Raw genomic sequence first — 12,238 nt, 5'->3', positions numbered from 1 at the left:
GTGCCGAACACCTTGTACGTGCCGTCGCCCTGCGGCTCGGCGCGCGAGCGCACCAGCGCGAGGTCGGAGCCCGCCTGCGGCTCGGTCAGGTTCATCGTGCCGGTCCATTCGCCCGAGATCAGCTTCGGCACGTAGCGCTGCTTCTGCTCGTCGGTGCCGGCCGTCAGCAGCGCCTCGATCGCGCCGTCGGTGAGCAGCGGACACAGCGCGAACGACAGGTTCGCGGCGTTCAGCATCTCGATGCACGGCGTCGCGATCAGCTTCGGCAGCCCCTGGCCATCGTACTCGGCCGGATGCTGCAGCCCCTGCCAGCCGCCTTCGACGAACTGGCGAAACGCGTCGCCGAAGCCCGGCGTCGCGCTCACCACACCGTCCTTCCAGCTGCTCGGGTGGCGGTCGCCCTCGACGTTCAGCGGCGCCAGCACCTCGCCGCAGAACTTCGCGGACTCCTCGAGCACGGCCTGCGCCGTGTCGTAACCGGCATCCTCGAAGCCCGGCAACTGCGCGACGGCGTCGATGCCCGCGAGTTCCTTCAGCACGAACAGCATGTCCTTGACGGGGGCGACATAACTCATGGCGCGTCTCCTCTTCTCTCTTTTGTCAATGGCGTAAAAAAAGGGGCGCTCGGCGCGCCCCTTTTCCCGTGTGCTTAACGCTGAAGCGTCACGCCGCGTCAGCCGAGCTCGCTCACGAGCTCCGGCACCAGCGAGAACAGATCGCCGACGAGGCCGTAGTCGGCCACGCTGAAGATCGGCGCTTCCGGATCCTTGTTGATCGCGACGATCACCTTCGAATCCTTCATGCCGGCCAGATGCTGGATCGCACCCGAGATGCCGACCGCGATGTACAGCTGCGGGGCGACGATCTTGCCGGTCTGGCCGACCTGGTAGTCGTTCGGCACGTAGCCGGCGTCGACTGCCGCGCGCGATGCGCCCAGTGCCGCCGACAGCTTGTCGGCCAGCGGCTCCAGCACCTTCGTGTAGTTCTCGCCGCTGCCCAGACCGCGCCCGCCCGACACGATGATGCTCGCCGACGTCAGCTCCGGACGGTCCAGCTTCGTCACTTCACGGCTCACGAACTGCGACTTGCCGGCATCCGCCGCCGCTTCGATCTTCTCGACCGCTGCGCTGCCGCCTTCCGCTGCCACCGGATCGAAACCCGTCGCACGCACCGTGATGACCTTGATCGGGTCGCTCGACTGCACCGTCGCGATCGCGTTGCCTGCGTAGATCGGGCGCTCGAACGTGTCGGCACTGTCGACCGCCGTGATGTCGGAGATCTGCGCGACGTCCAGCTTCGCGGCGATACGCGGCGCGATGTTCTTGCCGTACGCGGTGGCCGGCGCGAGGATGTGCGAGTAGTCCTTCGCGATGTTCAGCGCGGTTGCCTCGACGTTTTCCGCCAGGCCTTCGGCCAGTTGCGGCGCGTCGGCCAGCAGCACCTTGGACACGCCTGCGATCTTCGCTGCCGCGTCGGCCGCTGCTTGTGCATTGTGGCCCGCGACCAGCACGTGGATGTCACCGCCGATCTTCGCTGCCGCCGCCACCGTGTTCAGCGTCGCGGCCTTGATCGACGCGTTGTCGTGTTCTGCAATCACCAGAATCGTCATTTCTTTCCGCTCCCTCTTACAGCACCTTGGCTTCGGTCTTCAGCTTCTCGACCAGCGTCTTCACGTCCGGCACCTTCACGCCGGCCGCGCGCTTCGGCGGCTCGACCACCTTCAGCGTCTTCAGACGCGGCGCGACGTCCACACCGAGGTCTTCCGGCTTCACGGTTTCCAGCGGCTTCTTCTTCGCCTTCATGATGTTCGGCAGCGTCACGTAACGTGGCTCGTTCAGGCGCAGGTCGGTCGTCACGACCGCCGGCAGCGTCAGCGACAGCGTTTCCGCGCCGCCGTCGACTTCGCGTGCAACCGTTGCCTTGCCGTCCGCGATCGTGACCTTCGACGCGAACGTCGCTTGCGGCAGGCCGGCCAGCGCGGCCAGCATCTGGCCCGTCTGGTTCGAATCGTCGTCGATCGCCTGCTTGCCGAGGATCACCAGCTGCGGCTGCTCCTTGTCGACCAGCGCCTTCAGGATCTTCGCGACGGCCAGCGGCTCGACGCTGTCGTTCGATTCGACGAGGATCGCGCGATCCGCGCCGATCGCCAGCGCCGTGCGCAGCGTTTCCTGCGCTTGCGTCACGCCCACCGACACCGCGATCACTTCGGTCGCGACGCCCGCTTCCTTCAGGCGCACGGCTTCTTCAACGGCGATTTCGTCGAACGGATTCATCGACATCTTCACGTTCGCGATGTCGACGCCCGTGTTGTCCGACTTCACGCGGACCTTCACGTTGTAATCGACCACTCTTTTCACTGGCACCAGGATTTTCATGCACACGCTCCAAAGTTACGAATACGACCAGAGGCCATTCTATAGCGAGGCCTCATGACTGCGCGGCCAAGCGGACCCATCCATCGTGGCTGTCGAGGATACCGCTTCTTGGCGACGCGCCAATGATAGCGAACGGTCGTTCTATTTTAAAAGAGAAAAAACCCGGACGCAAAGCCCGGGTTTTCGATCATCGACTCTAATCCCGCCGGGCGTCCGTCCTCCGCCCGTCACCAGGCGGCGATGACCGCCCCGCCGAACTTGCCCTCGATGAATTGCTTCACGTCGGCCGAATGATAGGCCGCGATCAGTTTCGCGACCCACGGCTTGTTCCGGTCGGCGTCGCGAATCGCGAGAATGTTTGCGTAAGGGCCGTTCGGGCCCTCGATCGCGATCGCATCCTGATTCGGTTTCAACCCCGCTTCCATCGCGTAGTTGGTGTTGATCGCGGCCGCGTCGACGTCGCCGAGCGAGCGCGGAATCTGCGCCGCATCGAGCTCGACGATCTTCAGCTTGCGCGGATTGTCGACGATGTCGAGCGGCGTCGCCTTCAGCCCCGCATCCGCGCGCAGCTTCAGCAGCCCCTGCTTCTGCAGCAACAGCAGCGCGCGGCCGCCGTTGGTCGGGTCGTTCGGCACCGCGACGCGCGCGCCCGGCTTCAGTTCGGCCAGCGATTTCACGCGCTTCGAATAGATGCCCATCGGAAACGTCACGGTATCCGCGACCTTGATCAGCTTGTAGCCGCGATCCTTCACCTGCGCCTGCAGATACGGATCGTGCTGGTAGCTGTTCGCGTCGAGGTCGCCCGACGCGAGCGCGGCGTTCGGCTGCACGTAATCGGAGAATTCGACGATACGGATATCGAGGCCGCTCTTCGCCGCGACCTTCTTCACCACTTCCATGATCTGCGCGTGCGGTCCGCCCGTCACGCCCACCTTGATGGTTTCGGCCTGCGCGTGCGCGCCCGCGAACAGTGCGGCCGCACCCAGTGCCGCCGCGAACTTCAGCATGAAACGTCGTTGCATCGTGTCCCCCTTACGGACCGGTTTGATCTTATTTGTGGCTCAGCCGGCGCACGAGCCAGTCGCCGAACGACTGGACGATCTGCACGAACACGATCAGGATCGCGACGACCGTCCACATCACTTCCGGCAGATAGCGCTGGTACCCGTAGCGGATCCCGAGATCGCCGAGCCCGCCGCCGCCGATGGCGCCCGCCATCGCCGAGTAACCGACCAGCGACACGAACGTGATCGTCAGGCCCGCGACGACGCCCGGCAGCGATTCGGGCAACAGCACCTTGAAGACGATCTGCGACGTGGTCGCGCCCATCGATTGCGCGGCCTCGATCAGCCCGCGGTCGACTTCGCGCAACGCCGTCTCGACGAGACGCGCGATGAACGGCGCGGCCGCGAGCGTCAGCGGCACGACCGCCGCGGCCGTGCCGATCGACGAACCCGTGACGAGACGCGTGAACGGAATCACCGCGACCAGCAGGATGATGAACGGCGTCGAGCGGACGGCATTCACGATGCCGCCGAGCACGCGGTTCACCGCGAGGTTCTGCAGCACGCCCTGGCGATCGGTCAGGTAGAGCAGCACGCCGAGCGGCAGGCCGACGAGCGCGCCGACCGCTCCGGAGATGCCGACCATGATCAGCGTCTCCCAGAACGACTGCACGAACATATCGAACATCTCACTCAACATACGAAAGCTCCTCTACCACCACACCTTGCTCGCGCAGGAACGCGAGCGCCTGCCCGACCTTGCCCGGCTCGCCGCCCGCGAGCACCGCGAGCGAACCGAATGCCTGCCCCTGGATCTCGTCGATCTGGCCGTGCAGGATGTTGAAATCGAGTTCGTACCGGCGGATCGTCTCCGACAGGATCGGCTGGTCGACCCCCGAGCCCGTGAACGCGAGCCGCAGCAGGTGCCCGCTGCCCGTCTTCAGCCGCTCGGCCACGCGTGCCTTCAGCGCGGGCGGGAGTTCCTGCGCGATCACGTCGCCGATCAGCGCGCGCGTCACCTCATGATGCGGCTGCAGGAACACGTCGATCACGCGGCCCTCCTCGACCACGCGCCCGGCATCGAGCACCGCGACGCGATCGCATACCTGCTTGATCACTTCCATCTGGTGCGTGATCAGCACGATCGTCAGGCCGAGCTCGCGGTTGATGCGCTTCAGCAGATCGAGGATCGAACGCGTGGTTTCGGGATCGAGCGCGGACGTCGCTTCGTCCGACAGCAGCACCTTCGGCTGGCTCGCGAGCGCGCGGGCAATGCCGACGCGCTGCTTCTGCCCGCCGCTGATCTGCGACGGGTAGCGGTCCTTCTGCGCGGACAGCCCGACGAGGTCGAGCAGCGGCAGCACGGCGGCCTCGATCTCGGCACGGCTCGCACCGGCCAGCTCGAGCGGCAGCGCGACGTTGTCGAACACCGTGCGCGACGACAGCAGGTTGAAGTGCTGGAAGATCATGCCGATCTCGCGGCGCGCCTCGCGCAGCGCGCCCGCCGGCAGCAGCATGAGATCGCGCCCGCCGACGACGACGCTGCCTTCGGTCGGCCGCGTGAGCAGGTTGATGGTGCGCACGAGCGTGCTCTTGCCGGCGCCGCTTCGGCCGATGATGCCGAACACCTCGCCCTGCGGGATCGTCAGGTTGACGTTGCGCAACGCCTCGACCCAGCCGCTCGGCCCGGGGAAACGCTGCGAAAGATTGCGTAATTCGATCATGTAAACAAAACGGCGGCCGGCCGGCGAGTTGGCCCGCCAGTCGGCCGCCGATGCATCTGGAATAGCCGGCGATTTTACCGCAAACCCCTCATTCCACTTAATAATCGATTTCGATCTTTTCATAACTACACGAAATTAGAGGGGCGCCGCTGGCCCGCCGCGCGAAGGCCGCGACTATGATCCGGAACACCTATGCCAACCAACAGGGGACACGCCAGATGACCGCTACCACCACGCCGGCTGCCGCGCCCGCCATCGCCGGTGCCGCGCCCGCGTCGCCACCCGCACCGACAATGGGCCGGCTGCGTACCGCGGACGGGCTCGAACTGGCGTCGTACCGCTGGCCGGCCGGCGACGGCACGGCACCGCCGCGCGCGACGATCGCGCTCGTGCACGGCCTCGCCGAACACGCGGGTCGCTACGCCGCGCTCGCCGGCCGGCTGAACGCGGCCGGCATCGACGTGCACGCGATCGATCTGCGCGGGCACGGCCAGTCGCCCGGCCAGCGCGCGTGGGTCGACCGTTTCGACGGATACCTGAACGATGCGGATGCGCTGGTCGCCGAAGCCGCCCGCGGCAATGCGCCGCTGTTCCTGATGGGACACAGCATGGGCGGCGCGGTCGCGGCGCTCTACGCGATCGAGCGTGCGCCGGCCCGCGGCCATGTGCTGACGGGCCTCGTGCTGTCGAGCCCGGCGCTCGCGCCGGGGCGCGACGTGCCGCGCTGGATGCTCGCGGTGAGCCGCGTCATCAGTCGCGTCTGGCCGACCTTCCCGGCGATCAGGATCGATGCGGCGCTGCTGTCGCGCGACCCGGCCGTCGTCGCGGCCAATCGCGCGGATCCGCTCGTGCATCACGGCGCGGTGCCCGCGCGCACCGGCGCGGAGATTCTCGACGCGATGGCGCGTATCGAAAGCGGCCGCGGCGCGCTGCGCGTGCCGGTACTCGTCTATCACGGCACCGAGGACAAGCTGACCGAACCCGACGGCAGCCGCGCCTTCGGCGCACGCGTCGGCTCGCCCGATCGTACGCTGACGCTATACGAAGGCGGTTTCCACGAAACGATGAACGATCTCGATCGCGACCGCGTGATCGACGCGCTGATCGCGTGGATTCACGCGCGCGTGCCGGCACGCTAAGAGCGCCCGCACGTCCTGCCCGTCAGGCGTCGGGAATCAGATGCCGGCCAGCACGCGCAGGTGCGCGACGACGCTGCGCCCGAGCGCGGACAGGTTGTAGCCGCCTTCGAGGCAACTCACGATGCGGCCCTGCGCATGCCGGCGCGCCACGTCGACGATCTGCGCGGTCAGCCATTCGAAATCGGCCTCGACGAGGCCGAGGCTGCCGATGTCGTCCTCGCGGTGCGCGTCGAAGCCGGCCGACACGAACAGCATCTGCGGCTTGAATGCGTCGAGGCGCGGCAGCCAGAACATGTCGACGGCTTCGCGGATCGCCATGCCGTTGCTGCGCGCGGGCATCGGCAGGTTGACCATGTTCGGCGCCTGGTGATCGACGCCGGAGAACGGATACAGCGGATGCTGAAAAAAGCTGCACATCAGCACGCGCTCGTCGTTCGCGAACGCCGCCTCGGTGCCGTTGCCGTGGTGCACGTCGAAATCGACGATCGCGACGCGCTCGAGACCGTGTACGTCGAGCGCATGCCGCGCGGCGATCGCGACGTTGTTGAAGAAGCAGAAGCCCATCGCACGGGCGGGCTCCGCGTGGTGGCCGGGCGGGCGCACGCCGCAGAACGCATTCGCATAGCGGCCTTCGATCACCGCGTCGGTCGCCGCGATCGCGGCGCCGGCCGCGCGCAGCGCCGCGCGCCACGTGTCGCGATTCATCAGCGTATCGGGATCGATCTCGACGTAGCCGTCGACCGGCGTCATGCTCCGGATGTAATCGATGTGCGCCTGCGTATGCACACGACCCAGCGCGACCTCGCTCGCGAACGGCGCGGTTTCGTGCACGATCAGATCGTCGATGCGGCTCGCGATCAGTTGATCCTGGATCGCCGACAGGCGGGCCGGGCACTCCGGATGCCATTCCCCCATCTCGTGCAGCATGCAGTCGGGGTGCGTATAGAAAGCGGTTGCCATAAGCTGTCATCCACGACGCTCGGTGCGCCGCAGGTCTCCATCAATGATGTCCATCGTCTGCCGCGAATTCGCCGCTAACTTACCACAACGGGGGCCCGCCACGCCCCGGCGCGCCGGATCCGTCGGGTATACTGCGCCGAACACAATCGCCCTGTCCGCCCGCTTCGACATGAATTCCAGCAAGCCTGCCGCCCTCCTCTCCGCGCTGTCCCGTGTCCGCGTCCCGCTCGTCGCCGCCGCTGTCGTCGCGGCCCTCGGCACCGCGCCTGCCGGCGCGCAGACGCAGCCGGCGAAGCCCGCCGGCAAGCTCGTCGCCCAGGCCCAGCCGCAGCAGCCGTTGCCGCAAGGCCAGACCTTCGAGGAGGAAATTGTTCCGCAGCGTTATGCGAACAACGCCAAGGTCGACGCCTTCATCGACGAGATGGTGAGCCGCAACGGCTTCGACTCCGCGAGCCTGCATGCGCTGTTCTCGCGCATCAGCTACTCGGCGACGGCCGTCAAGCTCGTGAAGCCGGCCCCGTCGCCGACGGTCAAGAACTGGCGCGTCTATCGCTCGCGCTTCATCGAGCCGATCCGCATCAACGCGGGCGTGAAGTTCTGGAAGGCGAACCAGGCAACGCTGCAGCGCGCGTCCGAGCAGTTCGGCGTGCCGCCCGAGGTGATCGTCGGCATCATCGGCGTCGAGACGATCTATGGCCGCTACATGGGCAATTTCCGCGTGCTCGACGCGCTGACGACGCTCACGTTCGATTATCCGGACACGCCGAATCGCGACAGCCGCCAGGCAACGTTCCGCAAGAACCTCGAGGACTTCCTGGTCTGGACCCGCGACAACCAGCTCGACCCGACCACCGTGCTCGGCTCGTACACGGGCGCGATCGGGATCCCGCAGTTCCTGCCGAGCAGCATCCGCGAGTATGCGGTCGACTTCGACGGCACGGGCCACGTCGATCTGCGCAGCAGTCCTGTCGATGCGATCGGCAGCGTCGCGAACTACCTGAAGCAGCACGGCTGGGAAACCGACCGGCCGGTGGTCTGGCAGATCACGCCCGATACGGGCAGCCTGGGCATTGCGCAGGCCGCCGCCGACGGCCAGCCCGAGCCGCACTGGGCGCTGTCGCAACTGACGCGCGCGGGCATGACGCTGAACGAGCCGACGGTCAACATCACGACCGAAGCCGGCACGCCGGTGACCGTGGTCGACCTGCCGTCGCCGGGGCGCGCGACCGAGTACATGCTCGGGCTCAAGAATTTCTACGTGCTGACGCGCTACAACCGCAGCTTCTTCTACGCGCTCACCGTGTACCAGCTCGGCGAAGCCGTGAAGGCGCAGATGGAAGCGAGCGGCGCGCTGAAGCCGGCCGCCGACGACGACGACGCGCAGTCGCAGTAAGATCTGCCCGCCCAAAGAAAAAGCGCCGCACGAGCGGCGCTTTTTACATGGCTGGCGCGCGGCGCACGCCAACCCGTGTTCAGGCGGGAAACACGCCCGTGGACAGATAGCGGTCGCCACGATCGCAGACGATGAACACGATCGTCGCGTTCTCGACCTGACGCGCGATGCGCATCGCGACTTCGCACGCGCCGCCCGACGAAATGCCCGCGAAGATGCCTTCGACCGCCGCCAGCCGGCGCGTCATCGTTTCCGACGCGGCCTGGCTCACGCTCTCGACACGGTCGACGCGGCTGCGATCGAAGATCGTCGGCAGGTACGCTTCCGGCCACTTGCGGATGCCCGGAATGCGCGAACCGTCTTCCGGCTGCGCGCCGATGATCTCGATCGCCGGGTTCTGTTCCTTCAGATAGCGCGACGTGCCCATGATCGTGCCCGTCGTGCCCATGGCCGACACGAAGTGCGTGATGCGCCCTTCGGTATCGCGCCAGATCTCCGGCCCCGTCGCTTCGTAGTGCGCAACGGGATTGTCGGGGTTCGCGAACTGGTCGAGGATCACACCCTTGCCTTCGCGCTGCATCTCGTCCGCGAGATCGCGCGCCAGCTCCATCCCGCCCTTCACCGGTGTCAGGATGATTTCGGCACCGTAGGCGGCCATGCTCTGGCGGCGCTCGACCGACAGGTCTTCCGGCATGATCAGCACCATCTTGTAGCCGCGGATCGCGGCGGCCATCGCGAGCGCGATACCCGTGTTGCCGCTGGTCGCCTCGATCAGCGTATCGCCCGGCTTGATGCGCCCGCGTGCCTCGGCCTTGCTGATCATCGACAGCGCCGGGCGATCCTTCACGGAACCGGCCGGGTTGTTGCCTTCGAGCTTCGCGAGCACCACGTTGTTGCGCGCGCGAATCTCGTCGTCCGGCAAGCGGACCAGTTGCACGAGCGGCGTATTGCCGATCGTGTCTTCGATAGTTTTGTAAGCCATGGATATACCGTCAGTGCGAGGCCGATCAATCGATCGATTGTAAACCAGCACCGCCGCTCGCGCCGGCAACCCCCATTACGACGATGGAATACGCATGCCGCGCGACACGTGATCGCCCCCCGTATCGCACGCGCTCCCCCACGCAAAAAACCCGCGGCATGCCGCGGGAAGCCGTCATGACGACGGCGGCTGAAGGAGCTCGTTGTCGGTCGCGCGCGATGCGTTACTTCTGTGCGGTGCGGGCGGGCGCGGCTGCAGGCTTGGCCGCCGCAGGCTTGCCCGCGGCGGGCGGCGCCGCGGCCGCGCCGGCTGCGCCCGCCGCGCCGATCGTCAGCCCTTCCTGCTGAAGCCGCTCGACGATATGCCCGCCCATGCCTTTCACGCGCGCGGTGAGATCTTCCGCATTCCTGAACGGACCGCGCGTGCCGCGTTCATCGACGATCGCCTTCGCCCGCGCCGGACCGATGCCCTTGATGCCGACGAGCGCATCCTCGCTCGCGGTATTGACATCGACGGCCGCCCAGGCCGACGCGACTGCGCCGAGCATGACCGCTGCGGCAAACCATTTCCTGATCATGTGCTGGATCTCCGAAGAAAAACGGCCGGCGGCTGCCGACCGTGAGACCCAGTCTAGCGACGCAACGCCTGCGTTTAAACCTGGCCGGATAGCCAACGGACGTAGCGGTCGACGCCTTCCTGCACGGTCAGGAACGGCGCGTCGTAGCCGGCTGCGCGCAGTTTCGTCTGGTCGGCCTGCGTGAAGCACTGGTACTTGCCGCGCAGCGCATCGGGGAACGGCACGTATTCGATCAGTCCCTGCTCGACCTGCTGCGCGAGCGTCAGCGGCGGCTGGTTGTCGAGCGCGCGCAGCGTGTTCACGACCGTCGACGCGATATCGTTGAACGGCTGCGCCCGGCCCGTGCCGAGGTTGAAGATGCCCGACTTCTCCGGGTGGTCGAAGAAGAACAGGTTCACCTTCGTCACGTCCTCGACCGACACGAAGTCACGCGTCTGCTCGCCCGGCGCATAACCGTTGTACTCGCCGAACAGCTTCACCTTGCCTTCCGCGCGGAACTGGTTGAAGTTGTGGAACGCGACCGACGCCATGCGCCCCTTGTGCGTCTCGCGCGGGCCGTACACGTTGAAATAACGAAAGCCCGCGATCTGGCTCTTCGCGCTCGGCAGCATGCGGCGGATCACCTGGTCGAACAGGAACTTCGAATAGCCGTACACGTTCAGCGGCGCCTCGACGTCGCGCTCCTCGACGAAACGCGTCGAGCCGCCGTAGATCGCGGCCGACGACGCGTACAGGAACTGCGTGCCGTGCGCGAGACAGGTATCGAGCACCGCGCGGCTGTAGCGGAAGTTGTTGTCCATCATGTAGCGGCCGTCGGTTTCCATCGTGTCCGAACAGGCGCCTTCGTGGAACACCGCGCGCACCTTGCCGAAATCGCCGCGCGCGAAGCGCTCGACGAATTCCGTCTTGTCGAGATAGTCGTCGATCTCGCAATCGACGAGATTGCGGAACTTGTCCGCGCGCGTCAGGTTGTCGACCGCGATGATGCGCGATTCGCCGCGCTCGTTGAGCGCCTTGACGATGTTCGCGCCGATAAAACCGGCCGCGCCGGTGACGATGAGGGTCATGATCGTCCTGCCTGAAAAGTGCGAGCCACTCGTGCGACGCGCTCGTCGCGCCGCCGAATGCGCTCAGTGAAACAGTTCGTCGTAGTCCACCGTGGCCGTGCCGAGCTTGCCCACCACGATGCCTGCCGCGCGATTCGCGAGCACGACCGCGTCGACCAGCGGCACGCCGGCGCCGAGCATCGTCGCGACCGTCGCGATCACGGTGTCCCCCGCGCCCGACACGTCGAACACCTCGCGCGCGAGCGCCGGTGCGTGCAGTTCGCCGGTCGCGGAAAAAAGCGTCATCCCCTCTTCCGAGCGCGTGAGCAGCAGCGCATCGATGTCGAGCTCCGCGCGCAGGTTCGCGACGCGCGCGCGCAGGTCGTCTTCCGACTTCCACTGGCCGACCACTTCACGCAGCTCCGCGCGGTTCGGCGTGATCAGCGACGCGCCGCGATAGCGCGCCCAGTCGTCGCCCTTCGGGTCGACGAGGACGGCCTTGCCGGCCGCACGCGCCTTCTCGATCATCGTCGTGACGTGCGTCAGGCCGCCTTTCGCGTAATCCGACATCAGCACGACGTCGTGCTGCGGCAGCAGCGCGTCGAAGCGCGCGAGCCCCGCGAGCAGCACCTCGTGCGTCGGCATCGCCTCGAAGTCGACGCGCAGCAGTTGCTGCTGGCGCGCAAGCACGCGCAGCTTGATCGTGGTCGGCAGCGCCGGGTCGCGCTCGAGATGCGGCGTCACGCCGCTGCCGGCGAGCAGTTCGACGATCCGCTCGCCGGGCTCGTCGCACCCGACGACGCACAGCAATCCCGCCTGGCCGCCGAGCGTCACGGCATTGCGCGCGACGTTGGCCGCGCCGCCGAGCCGCTCCTCCTGACGCTGCACGTGCACGACCGGCACCGGCGCTTCAGGCGAAATGCGATCGACGTTGCCGAACCAGTAACGGTCGAGCATCACGTCGCCGACGACGAGCACGCGCGAGCGCGCGAGCTGCGCGCGCGGCACCGATACGATTTCGTGAAGAGTATTCATCGT

General features: G+C 66.8%; 13 protein-coding genes. 2 read left to right on the top strand and 11 right to left on the bottom strand.

Going from position 1 to position 12,238, the window contains the following annotated elements; genetic code table 11:
• The 6 genes from AC0KUR_RS25440 to AC0KUR_RS25415 all read right to left on the bottom strand — a co-directional run.
• A partial coding sequence (locus AC0KUR_RS25440) for an acyl-CoA dehydrogenase family protein (RefSeq protein WP_473376560.1) occupies positions 1–575 on the bottom strand: 575 nt, incomplete at its 3' end.
• A gap of 98 nt (positions 576–673) precedes the next feature.
• Positions 674–1,609, bottom strand: coding sequence for an electron transfer flavoprotein subunit alpha/FixB family protein (locus tag AC0KUR_RS25435; protein WP_059557120.1), 936 nt, complete (start codon positions 1,607–1,609; stop codon positions 674–676).
• A 16-nt stretch (positions 1,610–1,625) separates the two neighbouring features.
• Entirely contained in the window at positions 1,626–2,375 is a 750-nt protein-coding gene (locus AC0KUR_RS25430) for an electron transfer flavoprotein subunit beta/FixA family protein (RefSeq protein ID WP_014897713.1), read from the bottom strand.
• A gap of 227 nt (positions 2,376–2,602) precedes the next feature.
• Positions 2,603–3,397, bottom strand: coding sequence for a MetQ/NlpA family ABC transporter substrate-binding protein (locus AC0KUR_RS25425; RefSeq protein WP_034187437.1), 795 nt, complete (start codon positions 3,395–3,397; stop codon positions 2,603–2,605).
• Between the two features lie 28 nt (positions 3,398–3,425).
• Positions 3,426–4,079, bottom strand: coding sequence for a methionine ABC transporter permease (locus tag AC0KUR_RS25420; RefSeq protein WP_006486982.1), 654 nt, complete (start codon positions 4,077–4,079; stop codon positions 3,426–3,428).
• Positions 4,069–5,103, bottom strand: a complete 1,035-nt coding sequence (locus AC0KUR_RS25415) for a methionine ABC transporter ATP-binding protein (protein ID WP_034187436.1) — start codon at positions 5,101–5,103, stop codon at positions 4,069–4,071. The genes AC0KUR_RS25420 and AC0KUR_RS25415 overlap by 11 nt, the downstream gene beginning before the upstream one ends.
• Positions 5,104–5,321: 218 nt before the next feature.
• Between AC0KUR_RS25415 and AC0KUR_RS25410 the strand changes: the two genes are divergently transcribed.
• Positions 5,322–6,242: an alpha/beta hydrolase gene (locus AC0KUR_RS25410; protein WP_200088914.1), complete on the top strand. Its 921-nt coding sequence runs from the start codon at positions 5,322–5,324 to the stop codon at positions 6,240–6,242.
• Between the two features lie 36 nt (positions 6,243–6,278).
• On the opposite strand, the gene AC0KUR_RS25405 is transcribed toward AC0KUR_RS25410, so the two are convergent.
• Positions 6,279–7,202, bottom strand: coding sequence for a histone deacetylase family protein (locus tag AC0KUR_RS25405; protein WP_034187434.1), 924 nt, complete (start codon positions 7,200–7,202; stop codon positions 6,279–6,281).
• 169 nt (positions 7,203–7,371) lie between these two features.
• On the opposite strand from AC0KUR_RS25405, the gene mltB reads away from it, so the two are divergent.
• Positions 7,372–8,595 carry a lytic murein transglycosylase B gene (gene mltB / locus AC0KUR_RS25400; protein WP_473376559.1) on the top strand — a complete coding sequence of 408 codons (1,224 nt, stop codon included), beginning with the start codon at positions 7,372–7,374 and terminating at the stop codon, positions 8,593–8,595.
• 79 nt (positions 8,596–8,674) lie between these two features.
• On the opposite strand, the gene cysM is transcribed toward mltB, so the two are convergent.
• The 4 genes from cysM to rfaE1 all read right to left on the bottom strand — a co-directional run bounded on the left by cysM (position 8,675) and on the right by rfaE1 (position 12,235).
• Positions 8,675–9,577 carry a cysteine synthase CysM gene (gene cysM / locus AC0KUR_RS25395; protein ID WP_034187432.1) on the bottom strand — a complete coding sequence of 301 codons (903 nt, stop codon included), beginning with the start codon at positions 9,575–9,577 and terminating at the stop codon, positions 8,675–8,677.
• A gap of 223 nt (positions 9,578–9,800) precedes the next feature.
• Positions 9,801–10,154 carry a ComEA family DNA-binding protein gene (locus tag AC0KUR_RS25390; protein WP_034187431.1) on the bottom strand — a complete coding sequence of 118 codons (354 nt, stop codon included), beginning with the start codon at positions 10,152–10,154 and terminating at the stop codon, positions 9,801–9,803.
• Positions 10,155–10,228: 74 nt separating this feature from the next.
• A complete protein-coding gene (gene rfaD, locus AC0KUR_RS25385; protein ID WP_200088912.1) occupies positions 10,229–11,221 on the bottom strand; it encodes an ADP-glyceromanno-heptose 6-epimerase in 993 nt (330 codons plus the stop codon).
• A 63-nt stretch (positions 11,222–11,284) separates the two neighbouring features.
• The gene (gene rfaE1 / locus AC0KUR_RS25380) at positions 11,285–12,235 is read right to left on the bottom strand and encodes a D-glycero-beta-D-manno-heptose-7-phosphate kinase (RefSeq protein ID WP_051700958.1); all 951 of its coding nucleotides are present in this window, start codon (positions 12,233–12,235) and stop codon (positions 11,285–11,287) included.
• Between the last annotated feature and the right edge of the window lie 3 nt (positions 12,236–12,238).

It is taken from the genome of Burkholderia sp. YHN3-13, assembly GCF_055810675.1.
This window is presented reverse-complemented; position numbering and strand designations above follow the sequence as displayed.